Source organism: Pseudomonas sp. IPO3778, assembly GCF_013386825.1.
Lineage (GTDB): Bacteria > Pseudomonadota > Gammaproteobacteria > Pseudomonadales > Pseudomonadaceae > Aquipseudomonas.
On record NZ_JACARC010000105.1, the window covers coordinates 1 to 15,644 of the forward strand.

General features: G+C 61.4%; 17 protein-coding genes. 5 read left to right on the plus strand and 12 right to left on the minus strand.

Going from position 1 to position 15,644, the window contains the following annotated elements; all coding sequences use genetic code 11:
* The first annotated feature begins 102 nt into the window (after positions 1 to 102).
* Complete coding sequence (gene arfB / locus HX855_RS32195; RefSeq protein WP_177090643.1) at positions 103 to 516, plus strand: alternative ribosome rescue aminoacyl-tRNA hydrolase ArfB; 414 nt, start codon at positions 103 to 105, stop codon at positions 514 to 516.
* Here arfB and HX855_RS32200 read toward each other — a convergent pair.
* From HX855_RS32200 to HX855_RS33585, 3 genes are all read right to left on the minus strand, one after another.
* Positions 513 to 1,712: an MFS transporter gene (locus HX855_RS32200; protein ID WP_177090641.1), complete on the minus strand. Its 1,200-nt coding sequence runs from the start codon at positions 1,710 to 1,712 to the stop codon at positions 513 to 515. The two genes, arfB and HX855_RS32200, sit on opposite strands and share 4 nt — an antisense overlap.
* Before the next feature lie 85 nt (positions 1,713 to 1,797).
* On the minus strand, positions 1,798 to 1,971 hold the full coding sequence (locus tag HX855_RS32205) for a hypothetical protein (RefSeq protein WP_177090639.1): 174 nt from the start codon (positions 1,969 to 1,971) through the stop codon (positions 1,798 to 1,800).
* 73 nt (positions 1,972 to 2,044) lie between these two features.
* Positions 2,045 to 2,173: a hypothetical protein gene (locus HX855_RS33585; RefSeq protein ID WP_256353113.1), complete on the minus strand. Its 129-nt coding sequence runs from the start codon at positions 2,171 to 2,173 to the stop codon at positions 2,045 to 2,047.
* 361 nt (positions 2,174 to 2,534) lie between these two features.
* Between HX855_RS33585 and HX855_RS32210 the strand changes: the two genes are divergently transcribed.
* Positions 2,535 to 3,812: an MFS transporter gene (locus tag HX855_RS32210; RefSeq protein ID WP_177090647.1), complete on the plus strand. Its 1,278-nt coding sequence runs from the start codon at positions 2,535 to 2,537 to the stop codon at positions 3,810 to 3,812.
* Here the strand turns inward: HX855_RS32210 and HX855_RS32215 are convergent.
* Both HX855_RS32215 and HX855_RS32220 read right to left on the minus strand, forming a co-directional pair.
* A complete protein-coding gene (locus HX855_RS32215; RefSeq protein ID WP_177090637.1) occupies positions 3,809 to 4,393 on the minus strand; it encodes an HD domain-containing protein in 585 nt (194 codons plus the stop codon). The two genes, HX855_RS32210 and HX855_RS32215, sit on opposite strands and share 4 nt — an antisense overlap.
* A gap of 33 nt (positions 4,394 to 4,426) precedes the next feature.
* Positions 4,427 to 4,738: a DUF962 domain-containing protein gene (locus tag HX855_RS32220; protein ID WP_177090635.1), complete on the minus strand. Its 312-nt coding sequence runs from the start codon at positions 4,736 to 4,738 to the stop codon at positions 4,427 to 4,429.
* Between the two features lie 161 nt (positions 4,739 to 4,899).
* Between HX855_RS32220 and HX855_RS32225 the strand changes: the two genes are divergently transcribed.
* On the plus strand, positions 4,900 to 5,955 hold the full coding sequence (locus HX855_RS32225; RefSeq protein WP_177090633.1) for an AraC family transcriptional regulator: 1,056 nt from the start codon (positions 4,900 to 4,902) through the stop codon (positions 5,953 to 5,955).
* Here the strand turns inward: HX855_RS32225 and HX855_RS32230 are convergent.
* The 7 genes from HX855_RS32230 to HX855_RS32260 all read right to left on the minus strand — a co-directional run bounded on the left by HX855_RS32230 (position 5,912) and on the right by HX855_RS32260 (position 13,575).
* Positions 5,912 to 7,366, minus strand: coding sequence for a TrkH family potassium uptake protein (locus tag HX855_RS32230; RefSeq protein WP_177090631.1), 1,455 nt, complete (start codon positions 7,364 to 7,366; stop codon positions 5,912 to 5,914). The two genes, HX855_RS32225 and HX855_RS32230, sit on opposite strands and share 44 nt — an antisense overlap.
* Positions 7,367 to 7,629: 263 nt before the next feature.
* Positions 7,630 to 8,967 (minus strand): imelysin family protein, encoded by a 1,338-nt coding sequence (locus HX855_RS32235; protein ID WP_177090629.1) that lies wholly within the window; start codon positions 8,965 to 8,967, stop codon positions 7,630 to 7,632.
* 161 nt (positions 8,968 to 9,128) lie between these two features.
* Entirely contained in the window at positions 9,129 to 11,180 is a 2,052-nt protein-coding gene (locus HX855_RS32240; protein WP_177090627.1) for a bifunctional diguanylate cyclase/phosphodiesterase, read from the minus strand.
* A gap of 268 nt (positions 11,181 to 11,448) precedes the next feature.
* Positions 11,449 to 11,634 carry a hypothetical protein gene (locus HX855_RS32245; RefSeq protein WP_177090625.1) on the minus strand — a complete coding sequence of 62 codons (186 nt, stop codon included), beginning with the start codon at positions 11,632 to 11,634 and terminating at the stop codon, positions 11,449 to 11,451.
* Between the two features lie 159 nt (positions 11,635 to 11,793).
* A complete protein-coding gene (locus HX855_RS32250) occupies positions 11,794 to 12,390 on the minus strand; it encodes a superoxide dismutase (RefSeq protein WP_003212997.1) in 597 nt (198 codons plus the stop codon).
* 175 nt (positions 12,391 to 12,565) lie between these two features.
* Entirely contained in the window at positions 12,566 to 13,168 is a 603-nt protein-coding gene (locus HX855_RS32255) for a LysE/ArgO family amino acid transporter (protein WP_177090623.1), read from the minus strand.
* Between the two features lie 5 nt (positions 13,169 to 13,173).
* On the minus strand, positions 13,174 to 13,575 hold the full coding sequence (locus tag HX855_RS32260) for an ACT domain-containing protein (protein WP_177090621.1): 402 nt from the start codon (positions 13,573 to 13,575) through the stop codon (positions 13,174 to 13,176).
* 99 nt (positions 13,576 to 13,674) lie between these two features.
* Here HX855_RS32260 and HX855_RS32265 point away from each other — a divergent pair, with 99 nt between their 5' ends.
* Both HX855_RS32265 and HX855_RS32270 read left to right on the plus strand, forming a co-directional pair.
* Complete coding sequence (locus HX855_RS32265; protein ID WP_177090619.1) at positions 13,675 to 14,568, plus strand: LysR family transcriptional regulator ArgP; 894 nt, start codon at positions 13,675 to 13,677, stop codon at positions 14,566 to 14,568.
* Positions 14,569 to 14,620: 52 nt separating this feature from the next.
* On the plus strand, positions 14,621 to 15,619 hold the full coding sequence (locus HX855_RS32270; RefSeq protein ID WP_177090617.1) for an NAD(P)-dependent oxidoreductase: 999 nt from the start codon (positions 14,621 to 14,623) through the stop codon (positions 15,617 to 15,619).
* Positions 15,620 to 15,644 lie beyond the last annotated feature (25 nt).

Consider the following 15,644-nt stretch of genomic DNA (forward strand, 5'->3'; position numbering starts at 1 on the left):
CCCATAGCGGCCGTTACCGCAGCAACGGATATGCCCCCAGCGCTCAGCAACCCACCACATTGGCGTATCCTTACCCCCCAAACTCAAGGCTCGATCAAAACAATGCTGGTGATATCCAACAACGTGCACCTCCCCGACACCGAGATCGAGTTGACGGCCATCCGCGCCCAGGGCGCCGGCGGTCAAAACGTCAACAAAGTCTCCAGCGCCGTGCACCTGCGTTTCGACATCCCGGCCTCGTCCCTGCCTGACTTCTACAAGGAACGCCTGCTGGCCCTGCGCGACAGCCGCATCACCAGCGAAGGCGTGCTGATCCTCAAGGCCCAGCAATACCGAACCCAGGAACAAAACCGCGCCGACGCCCTCGAGCGCCTGGTAGAGCTGATCCTCAGCGCCACCAAGGTCGAAAAGAAACGCCGCCCCACCAAACCCACCCTGGGCTCAAAAAAGCGCCGCCTCGAATCCAAGACCAAACGCGGCAGTATCAAGGCCGGCCGCGGCAAGGTCGATTTCTAACCCGCCTTGCGACCCTCGCGGTACTTCGGCGCCTGCCGGTACAAGTACAAGCTCAACAGCAGCCCGCAAAACGCCGCGATCGCCGCAAACAGGAAGATCGAGACAAAGCCGAACCCCGCCGCAATCGCCCCGGCCAACGGCCCGGTGATCCCCAGCGACAAGTCGATAAACAGCGAGTACGCCCCCACCGCCGCGCCCCGGCTCGAGGCAGGTACCAGGTTGACCGCTTCCACCCCCAGCGCCGGAAACACCAGGGAAAAGCCAAATCCGCTCAACGCCGCACCTGCCAATGCCAAATGTGGATCCGGCGCGAGCCACAACAGCAGCAGGCCCAGGGTCTCTACCGCCAGGCAGACAATCGCCACGCGAAACCCGCCAATGCGGTTGATCAAATTACCGAACAACAACCGCGCGCTGATAAAGCTGGCACCGAACAGGCTCAGGCACAGCACCGCGTTATCCCAATGCTGGGTCGCGTAATACAGGGTGATGAAGGTCGCGATGGTGCCAAAACCAATGGAGCCCAGCGCCAGGCCGCAGCCATGGGGCAACACGCGCCCCAGCACATGCATGAACGGCAGGCGCTCGCCCACCACGATCGGTGCGGCGACTTTCCGCCAGGCCAGCAGCAGGCCCAGCGCCGCCAAAAGGATGATGCTGACGCCCATGCTCCACAGCCCCAAGTGGCTGACCAGCAGCACCCCCAGCGGCGCGCCGATGGCCAGGGCGCCGTAACTGGCGATGCCGTTCCAGGAGATGACCTTGGCGGTATTCGCCGCGCCCACCCGGCCAATGCCCCAGCCGATGGCACCCGAACCCACCAGGCTTTCGGCGCTGCCGAGCACCAGGCGGCCGATCAGCAGGCTGGTCAGGCTTAACGCGGGCATCTGGGAAAGCCACGCCGAGAGCAACATGAACACACCGCTCAACCCGCAGCCGGCGAGGCCGTAGATCACTGCGCGCTTGCTGCCCAGGTTGTCGATCATGCGTCCGGCATAGGGCCGGCTGAGCAGGGTGGCCAGGTATTGCACGCTGATCACCAGGCCCGCGATCACGGCGCCAAAGCCCAGGTCGCTGTGCACATAACCCGGCAACACGGCCAGGGGAATGCCGATATTCAGGTAGCCGATAAAGGTAAATAAAACGATGGAAACGACTTGCAGCGTGACCGCCATGGGTCGCTGGGTATCTGGCATGGGAGAGGTCCACTGTCGCAGCAGGAAAAGATAGGCTGCTTATGATACCGATGCCGGGCGCGCGCGGGGGCAGCAAACCAAACTTTTAGCGATCGGTGGAGGTGAGCAGTTGGGTGGTCACCAGGGCGGCGAGGGCGTTTTCCTGGGTGCCGAAGCGCTTGAGCAGGAGTGCCTGTTTTTCCGGGGTGAGGCGGTTCCAGACATCGACCATCTGCAGGGCAGTGTCGAGCAAGGCAGTATCGGGGGTGGTGTCGGTCATGGCGGGGCTCACGGTGTCAGGCGGTGTGGAAAGCGCCCAATGTCACGCTTTCCACACGGTCTGGGTACGGCACTCAGTCTTCGTTTTTACGGTCGACCGGTTTTGCCTCTTTGGGCTCGGGCTTGCTGGCGCCGGCCTGTTGCGGGGTTGGCTGCTCAGTTTCGTGCAGGCTTGGGAAGGGGAGATTAGGGATTTCGTGCATCGTCGTCGCTCCTCGCAAGATCTGTTTTTTCAATCGCAGGTGATTCCGCGCTTTCAAAAAGCTTGTGCAGGATACAGCACTGTAAATGACAGAAAGATTTTATCTCGAAAAATGAACCCGTCTTCATCCCGCCGGCGCACGTGACAGGGCGCCGCAGTGGATCCATTGTCATCGTACAACATCACCCTGAATGGATTGACATCGCGCTGTGGACTGAATATAACGCTAACAGTTGTATGACGACATATGACGTTACATTTTTATAGCGCCCGTAATACGGATCGCTCGGTCGCAGAACGTACGCCTCAAATCTAAAAATAATTAAGGTGAAGCGATGAAAATCAAAGGCATCCGTTGGTGGATGGTCGGGCTGATGACGGTCGGCCTGATTATTAACTACCTGGCCCGCAACACGCTCTCCGTCGCAGCCCCCACGCTGATGACCGACTTGAGCATCTCCACCGAGCAGTATTCGCACATCGTGGTTGCCTGGCAGGTGTGCTACGCCCTGATGCAGCCGATTGCCGGTTATGTGATCGATGCGATCGGCACCAAGATGGGCTTCGCGATCTTCGCCATCTCCTGGTCGGTGGTGTGTGCGTTGGCGGCTTTCGCTACCGGCTGGCAAAGCCTGGCAGTCGCTCGCGGCGCCCTGGGGCTGACGGAGTCGGCGGGCTTTCCCGGCGGCGTCAAGGCAATCACCGAGTGGTTCCCGGCCAAGGAGCGCTCCGTCGCCATCGGCTGGTTCAACTTTGGTTCTTCGTTTGGTGCGTTGCTGGCGCCGCCGCTGGTGGTGTGGGCGATTTTGCACAGCGGCTGGCAGTTGGCGTTCCTGATCGTCGGCGGCATCGGCCTGGTGTGGAGCGGGCTTTGGTTGTTGCTGTACAAACACCCCCGTGACCAGCGCCTGCTGGCCCAGGCCGAGCGTGAGTACATAGAAGCCGGCCAGGAAACCCACCTCAAGGAAGGCGTGCAGAAGAAGGCCAGCTGGAAGCGCATTCTCAAGAGCCGCAACTTTTTTGCCATCGCCTCGGCGCGCATGCTCTCGGAGCCGGCCTGGCAGACCTTCAACGCCTGGATTCCGCTGTACCTGATGACCGAACGGCACATGAACATCAAGGAAATGGCCCTGTTCGCCTGGCTGCCGTTTCTGGCCGCCGACATCGGCTGCGTACTGGGCGGCTACCTGAGCCCGCTGTTCCATCGCTACTTCAAGGTCTCGCTGTTCACTTCGCGCAAGCTGGTGATGTTGCTCGGTTGCCTGTGCATGATCGGCCCGGCGTGTATAGGCCTGGTGGACAGTGCCTACACCGCGATTGCCCTGCTGTGCGTCGGTGGTTTCGCCCACCAGACGCTGTCGGGCGCGCTGTTTTCCATCGCCTCGGACTCATTCGGCAAGAACGACGTGGCCACCGCGACGGGTGGCGGGCAGATGTGCGGGTTTATCGGGGCGGCGGCCTTTACCGCCGTGTTCGGTGTGCTGGTGACCAAGGTCGGCTACAGCCCGCTGTTTGTGGTACTGGCGATTTTCGACATCATCGCCGCCATCGTGATCCTGACGGTGGCCCGAGAGGTGGTCAAAGACCCGGAGCCCGCCGCCCAAACCGGTCACGGCGGCACGTTGCTGCCGGTGGTTTAGCCCTGGCGCTCCATGGCCGCCTTGTAGAGCGAGTTCTTCGGCTGGGCAAACACACGCGCCAGCATCGGTTCGAAAAAGCTCAGCGGCAGGGTGTCGTAGGCTGGATCGAACGCCGCCGCGTCGTACTTCGCGCAGAACTCGATGGTGTGCCGGTACTGCGGGTGGTCGCCAAATTGCTCGCGCAGGTGGCGGTCCATCCCCAGGTGATGGAAGAAGTAGTAGCCCTGGAAGATCCCGTGCTTCTCCACCATCCACAGGTTCTCGGGGCTTACAAACGGCTTGAGGATCGCGGCGGCGATGTCCGGGTGGTTGTAGGAACCCAGGGTGTCGCCGATGTCGTGGAGCAGGGCGCAGACCACGTACTCTTCATCACGCCCGTCGTGCCAGGCGCGGCTGGCGGTTTGCAGCGAGTGGGTCAGGCGGTCCACCGGGAAGCCGCCGAAGTCACCCTCCAGCAACCGCAGGTGCGCCAGGATTCGGGCCGGCAATTGGCGGGCGTAGGCGCTGAAATCCTTGGCGATGATCGCCCAGTCTTCCTGGGTGCCGTCCTGCATATGGGTGAAGCGGGCCTGCTGGTTCATCAAAGCCTCTCTTATTGTTTTTGAGGGACGGGGCTAGAACGGCACCTTGCCCAGGATCATGTCGCGGTACATCACAAAATCCCCCAACAGGCTGTACAGCGGATGCTGGAAGGTGGCCGGGCGATTCTTTTCAAAGAAGAAGTGGCCGACCCAGGCAAAGCTGTAACCTGCCACCGGCACCGCCAGCAGCAGCCACCAGGCGCCTTTGCCGATGGCGAACGCAAGAATGAAGATCACAAGGCTGGTGCCGATAAAGTGCAGGCGACGGCAGGTGCTGTTGCCGTGTTCGCTCAGGTAATACGGGTAGAAATCAGCAAAACTGTTGAATTGCCTGATATTTTCCACAGTGATCGGCCCTCTGTTTATTGTTCTGCCCGACAGATGTTCCGCGGGGAGCTTATTTGAGTCTAGAGTCATCAGTGGTAACAGCCAGTGACAATAGATGCCACTTTAGTATCCTTCGGATTCCTGGCTGTCGTTTCAGCCTTCCTTGTTAAGAAAACGCCATGAGCGAACGAACGACTTCTGCAAGCTGGGCGATGGGGATAGTCAAGGCGCTGGAGATGGACGGCCTGGATTGCCGTGCGTTGTTCAAGCAGCTTGGCCTGGATTACGCTGCGCTGAATGACCCCGATGCACGTTTCCCTCAGGACTCCATGACCCGGCTCTGGCAGCGTGCGGTCGAGCTGTCGGGCAACCCGGCGATTGGCTTGAACATGGGCAAGGTGGTGCGCCCGGCGTCGTTTCATGTGGCCGGCTATGCCTTGATGTCCAGCAACACTCTGGCTGAGGGCTTTATGCGGCTGGTGCGTTATCAGCGGATCATTGCTGAAAGCGCCGACCTGAGCTTCCGACTGTTACCCGAAGGCTATGCGCTGATTCTTACGGTGCACGGCGATCACCTGCCGCCCACCCGGCAAAGTGCCGAAGCGTCCCTGGCCTGTGCCCTGGCGTTATGCGGCTGGTTGACCGGGCGCACCCTGCAACCGCGCAAGGTGCTGGTGCAGGGCGATCAGCCGGCGGACCTGGGCCCCTACAAACAAGCCTTCCATGCACCGCTGGTGTTCAACGCGCCGTATGACGCGCTGATCTTCGAACGGGCCGATATGGAAGCGCCGTTGCCCACGGCGAACGAGGCGATGGCGTTGTTGCACGATCGTTTTGCCGGGGAGTACCTGGCGCGCTTTTCCGAAAGCCGGGTGACCCATAAAGCGCGGCAGGTGTTATGCCGGCTGTTACCTCAGGGGGAGCCCAAGCGCGAGGTGGTTGCGCAGACGTTGCACCTGTCCCAGCGCACCTTGCAGCGCCGTTTGCAGGAGGAGGGCACCAGCTTCCAGACCCTGCTCGACGACACCCGTCGCGAACTGGCCGAGCAATACCTGGCGCAGCCGAGCATGACCCTGCTGGAAATCGCCTACCTGTTGGGGTTTGCCGACCCGAGCAACTTCTTCCGCGCATTCCGCCGCTGGTTCGATGCCACACCCGGCGAGTACCGGGCGCGGTTGCAGGCGCTGCCGGTCAGTGACGCCAAAACGCCGGAATACACAGTACAAACACCGTAATGATCTCCAGCCGGCCCAGCAGCATGCCGAACGACAGGATCCACTTGGCGGCGTCCGGCAGGGTGGAGAAGTTACCGGCCGGCCCGATGGTTTCTCCCAGGCCCGGGCCCACGCCCGACACGGTGCTGGCGGCGCCGGTCAGCGCGGTCATCCAGTCCAGGCCGAGCAGCGACAGGGCCAGGGCGATGGCGCAGATGGTAATGGCGAAGAAAAATGAAAATGTCAGGATCGAACGCACGATTTCTTCATCGAGGCGATGGCCGTTGTATTTCTGCTTGATCACCGCACGGGGGTGAATCAGCTGGTTCAAGTTGGCCTTGAGCAGGATGTAGGCCACCTGGAACCGGAAGATCTTGATCCCGCCAGCGGTGGAGCCGGAGCAACCGCCGACAAAGCCCAGGTAGAAGAACAGCATCAGCGAGAAGTTGCCCCAGATGCTGTAGTCCCCCAGCGCAAAGCCGGTGGTGGTCACCACTGACGTGACGTTCACCGCCACGTGGCGCAGGGCATCCAGCCAATGCAGATCGGTGGTCCACCAATACCAGGTGCCGAGCACCAGCCAGGTCACCACCAGTAAGCCGAGCAAGCCTTGTACTTGCTGGTCTTTGATCAGTGCCCGGCGGTTGCCCCGCATCGTCGCCACATACAGGGTGAACGGCAGGCTCCCGAGAATCATCACCACCACGGCCACCCAGTGCACCGCCGGTTGTTTCCAGTGGGCCAGGGATTCGTCGGACGTGGAGAACCCGCCGGTGGAAATCGCCGACATCGCATGGTTGATCGCATCGAACAGGCCCATACCGGCCCACCAGAACGCCAGGCTGCCGAGGATGGTGATGCCCACGTAGGCTGCCACGATCAGGCGCGCCACCATGTGTGAGCGGGGCATGACCTTTTCCGAACGGTCGGAGGATTCGGTCTGGAACAGGCGCATGCCACCGATGCGCAGCAGCGGCAGGATCGCCACCGCCATGCCGATAAAGCCAATACCGCCGAGCCAGTGCAGCAGCGAGCGCCAGATCAGGATGCCCGGGGACATGGTGTCCAGGCCGCTGAGTACGGTGGAACCGGTGGCGGTGATGCCGGACATGCTTTCGAAGAACGAGTCGGTGTAGCTGATGTGCTGGGTCAGCAGGAACGGCAGTGCGGCGAAGATGCACACCACCAGCCAGCTTGTAACGGTGAGGAGGTACATGTCCCGGGGGCGCAGGTGCACGTGTTCCGGGCGGCCGGGAATCACCAGCGCGAGGCCTGCGACGAAGGTGATCATGCTGGCCCAGAGGAACGATGGCAGGTCACTGGTGCGGTCGAAAAACACCAGGGTCGCCATGGGGATGACCATGGCGATCGCCAGGGTGATCAGGAAGATGCCGATAATGAAACCGATTATCCGTAAGGTCGGCAACGCCATGAGGTCCGCTCGGTGTGACAGGGAAAGGCGCCATTCTACCTGCGGTGCAGGGCATGTAAACCGGGGGCTTTGGAGACGCTGCCGATCAAGTGTGGGAGCGGGCTTGCTCGCGAAAGCGGTGTGTCAGTCAAGACATCCGTCGCCTGGTACGCCGTCTTCGCGAGCAAGCCCGCTCCCACAGGGGATTTGTGCTGGTTGATGGGGCTTGGAGGGCAGGCATGAAAAAGGCGACCCGAAGGTCGCCTTGTTCAACTCGCCACTGATCAGAAGTCGTGATCAGCGTTATCCGGGTTCAAGTCGCTGATGCCCAGCTTGCCGGCCGCCTGTTCGATCGAACCGGTCTGCTTCACCAAGGCTGCGATTGCATCACGCACGATCTGGTTGCCTTTATCGTTACCGGCAGCGATCAGTTGGTCGTAATGCTCACCGTTGTTGGCGTGATCCACCATGACCTGAATCTTCGCTTCGGTCGACGCCAGGTCGGCCTTGAGCGTTGCATCGGCAGTCGGGTCAGCCTTGGCCACCAGGGACGACAGGCTGGCGCCGGTCATTTTGGTGCCGTCGGTGCGGGTGTACTCGCCCAGGTAAACGTTACGAATACCCTTGGCGTCGTAGAAGTGCGAGTTGTGGGTGTTGTCGCTGAAGCAATCCTGTTCGTCTTCCGGCGAGTTGGCTTCCAGGGAAACCTTCATGCGCTCACCGGCCAGTTCGCCCAGGGACAGGCTACCCATGCCGAACAGCATTTTGCGCAGGCCATCGGTCGGTGCCTCGGCTTCCAGCGTGGCGCGGTAGTTGTCTTCGACGTTGGGTTTCCAGTTGCCGACCATCTCTTCCAGGTCGCTGACCAACAGTTGCGTCACGGCGCGCAGGTAGGTGCGGCGACGCTCATTGTGGCCACCCGTGGCGCCATCACCGGTCATGTAGTCTGACGCAGGACGGTTGCCGGCGCCCGGGCCGGTGCCGTTCAGGTCCTGGCCCCAGAGCAGGAATTCAATCGCGTGGTAACCGGTGGCAACGTTGGCTTCGGAGCCGCCCAGTTCATTCAGGCTGGCGAGTTTTTCCGGGGTGATGTCTTTTACATCGACCTTGTCTTCGCCGACCTGGATCTCGTTATTGGCGATGATGTTGGCGCTGGCACCCGGGTTGCCCAGGGCGTGCTCGTAGGTCTTGTCGACGTAGTCGATCAGGCCTTCGTCCAGGGGCCAGGCGTTCACCTGGCCTTCCCAGTCGTCAATGATGGTGTTGCCGAAGCGGAACACTTCACTCTGCAGGTACGGCACACGCGAGGCGATCCAGGCGGTACGGGCGGCTTTCAGGGTGTCGTCGTTCGGGTTGGCGAGGAAGGTGTCGATCGCGGTTTGCAGGGTTTTCGCGGTGGACTCGGCGTCGCTGTACACCGCGAATACCATGTCAGCGTAATGCGCGACCACGGCCTTGGCGGCGGCCTCGTCAACCTGGCCTGCCGGGGCAGCCGCAGGGGCGGTGGTGCTGGCGGCGGCCGGGGCTTGAGGTGCGGCGGCCTTGTCTTTGCCTTCACCGCAACCGGCGAGAGCAATGGCAATGGCGAGAAGGCTGGCGGTGGCCAGGGGCATACGAATCATGGCGAACATCCTGCTTCGGTTGTTGAGGGGGCACGCGGGGGGGCGCAAAACTGCGACATAATGCGAAAGATTTGCATTTTGTGTAAAGGGTTATAAGTAGGAAATATTTAGTATCGATTTGCTGGCCACCGGTGCGCGCGCTCCCGGTGGCCAGCATGGCTTCAGAGAATGGCGGCGTTATTGCGTTGGGACTGTTTCAAGTAGGCCACCAGCTCCCGTGCCGGCAGGGGCTTGCTGTAGTGGTAGCCCTGACCTTCGTGGCAACCCTCGGAGATGATGTAGGCCTCCTGTTCGGCGGTCTCCACGCCTTCGGCAATCACTTGCATGCCGAGACTTTTGCCGAGCTGGATGATCGCTCGCACGATGGTGGCATCGTCGTCGTCGTCCAGCAGGTCCTGGACGAAGCTCTTGTCGATCTTGATCTTGTCCAGGGGCAGGCTTTTCAGATAGCTCAGGGACGAGTAACCGGTACCGAAGTCATCAATCGCAATCAACGCCCCGGAGCGGCGCAGGCTCAGCAGGTGCTGGGCGGCGGTGCTGATGTCTTCCATCAGGCCGGTTTCGGTGACTTCCAGCTCCAGGCTGCGGGGCGGCAGGCGGTAGATCTGCAGCAGGTTGTTGACCACCCGCGGCAGCTCGGCGTGGTGCAACTGCACCGTCGACAGGTTGACCGCCATGCGCAGTTCGGTGAAGCCCAGGTCGTGCCATTCGCGCAGTTGCCGGCAGGCCTGGTCCAGCACCCATTCGCCAATGGCAATGATGGTGCCGTTCTGTTCCGCCAGGGGGATAAACAGGTCGGGGGGCACCAGGCCGTGTTCCGGGTGCTGCCAGCGAATCAACGCTTCCACGCCCACCACGCGATGGTCGAGATAGCTGATCTGCGGCTGGTACACCAGGTGAAACTGTTCGCGGCTCAGGGCGTCGCGCAAATCCTTTTCCAGCTCGCGGCGGCGGCGCATTTCGCTGTCGACGCTGGCGATATAGAACTGGTAGCGGTTGCGCGAGCGACTCTTGGCGAGGGTCATGGTCTGCTCGGCTTTTTGCAGCAGCTTCTCGGTGCTGTCGCCGTCTTCCGGGAACAGGGTGATGCCGATGGTGGCACGCAGGCGAATCGGCTCATCGTCGAGGGCGAATTCCGCCTCAAGGTCATCAAGGATGCTTTGCGCCAGTTCGGCGGCTTCGTAAGGCTGCTCGATATCGGCCTGCACCAGGGCGAACTGGTCGCCGCCCAGGCGGGCGAGGGCGCCGAGGCGGCCGCTGTGGGCGCGCAAGCGGTCGGCCAGGGCCAGCAGCAGTTGGTCGCCGGCCTGGTAGGTGAACTGTTCATTGACGCTTTTGAAGTCATCCAGCCCCACACACAGCACCGCGACCCGGCGTTGCCGGCGACCGGCGTCGATCAGGATCTTGTCCAGTTGCTCCTGCAGCTTCTGGCGGTTCGGCAGGCCGGTGAGAAAGTCGTACTGGGCCATGCGCAGCAGGCTGTTTTCCGCCTCGTGGCGCAGGTGCGTATTGCGCTCGATGGACGCGAGCAACTGGTTGGCGGTGTTGATCCAGAGCCCCAGTTCGTTTTTCTCGTGGCCCTTGAGTTGCGGGATCTTGTGTTCGCTGGGCCGGTCGGGGTTGATCGAACTCAGGTGCTCGATGATGCGCGACAGCGGCTTGGTCAGCAGCCAGTGGTAGACCAGGTACAACACCAGGCCCATGGCCAGCGCTCGCAGCACGCCAGAGATAAAAATGATCACCGAACTGACGAGAAACCCCTTGCCGTAGTTGGCAGTATCGAGGGTGATGCTCAAGTCGCCGTAGTACTCGCTGTAAGGCCCGCGCCCCACCAGCGGGGTGGTGAACGTACGTTCCTGGCCCAGAATCAGGTCGGTCAGCCAGCGGGTCGGGGATTGTTGCAGGTCGCGGGTTTTTTCCGCGAGCATGGTTTCGTTGGGGTGGCCGATGGAGGCCATGCGCACCGCATCGTCCTGGAACAGGCCTTCGATGACCTGCATGCCCATCTCCCGGTCCAGGCTGTAGACGGCCTGGGTGGAGGGGTCGCGAAACATGTCGAGGATACGCTGGGCATCACCGGCCACGGCCTGGCGCGTCTTGTACGCATCGAAGACGATCTGCGCCGCGCTCAGTACCACGCCCACTGCCAATGCCGAAAGCAGTACCACCCGTAGCAACTTCACCGACAAGCTGTTTTTGAGTTCCAGCTTCAAAGGGTTATTCCTTGTTCCATGCGGGTAGCCTCAATATGCCATGAGTATTGGCAATCCCGTGATGGCAGTCAAAGGGACATTGCGGCGAGGGCAGGTTTTACGGTTTAGATGAGGCGCCTTGGATAAGACATTGGGAGGGGAATGGGGAGAGGGGCCAGGCTTGCAGAACGGTCGGCGGATCGTCCCCGCCGACTTTTGGTACCGTCTTGTCAGGGCGAACACGGATTTTCCGGGCCCGCGAGACAAACCGTCGAGTGTTCAGGGCACGTCAGGAATACGAAATTTTCGGCGGTTGTTGCTGTTCCTGCGCCTGAGGGTTGATTTGCCCCATGGTTTGTTGAGCCATGTCCATGGCTTTATCAAGCATGCCCAAGCCCTTGTCCAGAAGGTCCAGGCCCTTATCAGCCATATTAAGTGCTTGAGGGGCCATGCCGAGCAAAGATAGTGGATCCATATCAGATTCTCCTGCTGTCAAATGAGAGGAACATTCCTCTTACATGCTGCGTGGCAAAATCCCTCTGATGAGTTCCAGCTTTTTCCTGGCTTTTTTCCATTTGTAACTGCCCACAAAAAAGCCCGGCAATCGCCGGGCTCTTTCTACTGCAGGCCGTACTTAAGCGGTGAAGGTTTTGCCTTCGAACTGCTCAGCCACGAACTTCCAGTTGACCAGGTTCCAGAACGCTTCCACATACTTTGGACGCACGTTGCGGTAGTCGATGTAGTAAGCGTGTTCCCAGACGTCGCAGGTCAGCAGCGGGGTGTCGCCGCTGGTCAGCGGGTTGCCGGCGCCGATGGTGCTGGCCAGGGCCAGGGAACCGTCAGCCTTTTTCACCAGCCAGCCCCAACCGGAACCGAAGGTGCCGACGGACGTCTTGGTGAACTCTTCCTTGAACTTGTCGAACGAACCGAACGCAGCGTTGATGGCTTCAGCCAGTGCGCCGGTAGGTTGGCCGCCGGCGTTTGGCGCCAGGCAGTTCCAATAGAAGGTGTGGTTCCAGACCTGAGCGGCGTTGTTGAAGATGCCGCCCGAAGAAGACTTGACGATTTCTTCCAGGGTCTTGCCTTCGAACTCGGTGCCAGGCACCAGGTTGTTCAGGTTCACGACGTAGGTGTTGTGGTGCTTGTCGTGGTGATACTCCAAGGTTTCCTTGGAAATGTGCGGCTGCAGGGCATCGTGTGCGTAGGGCAGCGGCGGCAATTCGAAAGCCATGATGATTCTCCTAATCAGGTCAGTTGCGGTGAGCGCAAGGCCGATCACGGGCGGCCAAACAAGCGCCGGGGAGTTTGTACTCTTTGCGGCGCAGGGGCTGGATCATAGCACCGGGGGTGCGGCAAAACCACGCAACAACTGTGTGGGATAGAGGTTCCAGAGCGTTTTGGAATATCTACACGGCGCTGATTAATTGATAGGCCACGCTGAACATCATCGCCGCCACCAGCAGGTCCAGAATCCGCCAGGTGGCGGGGCGCGCCAGCCACGGTGCCAGCCACGCCGCGCCCAGTGCCAGGGTCATGAACCACAGCAGTGACGCGCTGGCGGCACCGGCCACGTAAGCGCCGGGTTCGGTTTGCTGGGCGCCGAGGGAGCCGATCAACAAGACGGTGTCCAGATACACATGGGGGTTGAGCAAGGTCACCGCGAGGGCGCTGAGCATCACCGCCTTCAGGGAGCGCACCTTGAGGTGCTCGCCCTGGCCCAGGCTCTGTTTCGAGCAGGCCCGGCGCAGGGCCAGGGTGCCGTACCACAACAGGAACGCCGCGCCGCCCCAACGGGCAATCGCCAGCAATAGCGGGTTATGCGCCAGCACGGTGGCCAGGCCAAACACACCGGCGGCCACCAGGATTGCGTCGCACACCACGCACAAGGCTGCCACAGGCAGGTGATGTTCACGGCGCAGGCTTTGCGCCAGGACAAAGGCGTTCTGGGTACCAATGGCCATGATCAAGCCAAAGGCCACCAACAGGCCGTTCGTATAGCTTTGCCACATAGGATTTACTCCGCGCCCGCCGCCAATTGCCGCAACACCGTCATGGCGCGCTCGGCATCGGCGCGGCCGACAAACAGGTGATCGTGGTAGTAGCCGGCAATCACGTTGCAACTGATACCGGCGGTGCCCAGGGCGGTGGCAAACGCGGCAGTCAGGCCCACGGCTTCCAAAGCAGAATGCACATTGAGGGTGATCCACGCCGCCACATAGTCGAAGGCCAGGCCGGCGCGTTCGGCCTGTTGGCGCTCGACGATCAGCGTCAGGCCTTCCTGCTCGCGAAAGCTGCCGATCACCTCGCAACCCTCGGGGATGAGGCCGTCGGCCAGGGTGCAGAACACGTAGTCGCCGTCGTTGAGCTGTGGGCTCATGCTGCGCAGCAGGGTTGCCAGGGCGGTTTCGCCAGCCATGTGGAAGGTCCTTGAATAAGAAGAAGCGATGCTGGCTATTCTCCCGCCCAAGGCTGTATAAGAAAAACCAATATTACTGATCGCTCATTAGGAAAACTGATGTTCGACTATAAATTGCTCTCCGCCCTGGCCGCGGTGGTGGAACAGGCCGGGTTTGAACGAGGCGCCCAGGTGTTGGGCATCTCCCAATCGGCGATCTCCCAGCGCATCAAGCTGCTGGAAGCGCGCATCGGCCAGCCGGTGCTGGTACGGGCCACGCCGCCCACGCCCACCGAAATCGGCCGCCGCCTGCTCAACCATCTGCAACAGGTACGGCTGCTGGAGCGCGACCTGCAAAGTCAGGTGCCCGCGCTGGATGAAGAGGGCATGCCCGAGCGCCTGCGCATCGCCTTGAATGCCGACAGCCTGGCCACCTGGTGGGCCGAGGCCGTCAGCGACTTCTGCGCCGAGCAGCACCTGCTGCTGGACCTGGTAGTAGAAGACCAGACCGTCGGCCTCAAACGCATGCGCGCCGGCGAAGTGGCGGCCTGCATTTGCGCCAGCGAACGCCCCGTAGCGGGCGCCCGCAGCCTGTTGCTCGGCGCCATGCGTTACCGGGCACTGGCCAGCCCGGCGTTTGTCGCACGGCACTTTCCCGAGGGCGTACGCGCCGATCAACTGGCCCGTACCCCCGCATTGGTGTTCGGCCCGGATGATTTCCTGCAGCATCGCTACCTGGCTTCCCTGGGCGTTGACGGTGGTTTCGAACACCATTTATGCCCATCGTCCGAAGGTTTTATCCGCCTCACGGAAGCCGGATTGGGCTGGGGCCTGGTGCCTGAATTGCAGGTACGCGACCAGCTGGAAAGGGGCGTGCTGGTGGAGTTATTGCCAGATAAGCCGATCGATGTGCCGCTGTACTGGCATCATTGGCGCAGTGGTGGACAATTGCTGGGCTTGCTGACCGATCACCTGGCACACACAACGGGGCGATGGTTGGTGCCGTTGGCGTGATGGCCAGCGTCAAGGCAACAGCGATGAAAAACGAAAGAATGCGGAGTAAGACATGAAAATTCTGGTCACCGGCGCAAGCGGCTTCATCGGCGGGCGTTTTGCGCGTTTCGCCCTGGAGCAGGGCCTGGACGTGCGGGTCAACGGGCGGCGCGCCGAAGGTGTGGAGCACCTGGTACGGCGCGGCGCCGAGTTTATCCAGGGTGATTTGAATGATCCGGACCTGGTGCGCGAGCTGTGCCGCGACGTCGAAGCCGTGGTGCACTGTGCCGGTGCCGTGGGGTTGTGGGGGCGTTATCAGGATTTCCACCAGGGCAATGTGCTGGTCACCGAAAACGTGGTGGAGGCCTGCCTGAAGCAGCGGGTCGGGCGCCTGGTTCACCTGTCGTCGCCGTCGATCTATTTTGATGGCCGCGACCACCTGGGGCTGACCGAAGAGCAAGTACCCAAGCGCTTCAAGCACCCGTATGCGGCCACCAAATACCTGGCGGAACAGAAGGTGTTCGGCGCCCAGGAATTCGGCCTCGAAGTGCTGGCCCTGCGCCCGCGTTTCGTCACGGGCGCTGGCGACATGAGCATCTTCCCGCGCCTGTTAAAGATGCAGCGCAAGAACCGCCTGGCAATCGTCGGCGACGGCCTGAACAAGGTCGATTTCACCAGCGTGCACAACCTCAACGAAGCCCTGCTCAGCAGTTTGCTCGCGACGGGCTCGGCGTTGGGCAAGGCCTACAACATCAGCAACGGCACCCCGGTGCCGGTGTGGGACGTGGTGAACTACGTGATGCGCCAAATGGACATGCCCCAGGTCACCCGTTACCGGTCCTATGGCTTGTCCTACAGCGTTGCCGCGCTCAATGAAGCGTTTTGCGCGATGTGGCCAGGGCGCCCGGAACCCTCGTTGTCGAGGTTGGGCATGCAGGTCATGAACAAAGATTTCACCCTGGACATCACCCGCGCACGGCATTATCTCGACTACCAGCCCAAGGTCAGCCTGTGGGCGGCCCTCGACGAGTTTTGCAGTTGGTGGAAAGCCCAGGACGTGGGACTTAAATAACCGGCAACACACCGGGAACCGAATT

Excerpts from the sequence above, each read along its gene's own strand:
- HX855_RS32235 (WP_177090629.1), bottom strand. The coding sequence starts at position 8,967 with ATGATTCGTATGCCCCTGGCCACCGCCAGCCTTCTCGCCATTGCCATT.
- HX855_RS32210 (WP_177090647.1), top strand. The coding sequence starts at position 2,535 with ATGGTCGGGCTGATGACGGTCGGCCTGATTATTAACTACCTGGCCCGC.
- arfB (WP_177090643.1), top strand. The coding sequence starts at position 103 with ATGCTGGTGATATCCAACAACGTGCACCTCCCCGACACCGAGATCGAG.
- HX855_RS32270 (WP_177090617.1), top strand. The coding sequence starts at position 14,621 with ATGAAAATTCTGGTCACCGGCGCAAGCGGCTTCATCGGCGGGCGTTTT.
- HX855_RS32205 (WP_177090639.1), bottom strand. The coding sequence starts at position 1,971 with ATGACCGACACCACCCCCGATACTGCCTTGCTCGACACTGCCCTGCAG.
- HX855_RS32260 (WP_177090621.1), bottom strand. The coding sequence starts at position 13,575 with ATGGCTGGCGAAACCGCCCTGGCAACCCTGCTGCGCAGCATGAGCCCA.
- HX855_RS32255 (WP_177090623.1), bottom strand. The coding sequence starts at position 13,168 with ATGTGGCAAAGCTATACGAACGGCCTGTTGGTGGCCTTTGGCTTGATC.
- HX855_RS33585 (WP_256353113.1), bottom strand. The coding sequence starts at position 2,173 with ATGCACGAAATCCCTAATCTCCCCTTCCCAAGCCTGCACGAAACTGAG.
- HX855_RS32230 (WP_177090631.1), bottom strand. The coding sequence starts at position 7,366 with ATGGCGTTGCCGACCTTACGGATAATCGGTTTCATTATCGGCATCTTC.
- HX855_RS32215 (WP_177090637.1), bottom strand. The coding sequence starts at position 4,393 with ATGAACCAGCAGGCCCGCTTCACCCATATGCAGGACGGCACCCAGGAA.
- HX855_RS32250 (WP_003212997.1), bottom strand. The coding sequence starts at position 12,390 with ATGGCTTTCGAATTGCCGCCGCTGCCCTACGCACACGATGCCCTGCAG.
- HX855_RS32245 (WP_177090625.1), bottom strand. The coding sequence starts at position 11,634 with ATGGATCCACTATCTTTGCTCGGCATGGCCCCTCAAGCACTTAATATG.
- HX855_RS32200 (WP_177090641.1), bottom strand. The coding sequence starts at position 1,712 with ATGCCAGATACCCAGCGACCCATGGCGGTCACGCTGCAAGTCGTTTCC.
- HX855_RS32265 (WP_177090619.1), top strand. The coding sequence starts at position 13,675 with ATGTTCGACTATAAATTGCTCTCCGCCCTGGCCGCGGTGGTGGAACAG.
- HX855_RS32225 (WP_177090633.1), top strand. The coding sequence starts at position 4,900 with ATGAGCGAACGAACGACTTCTGCAAGCTGGGCGATGGGGATAGTCAAG.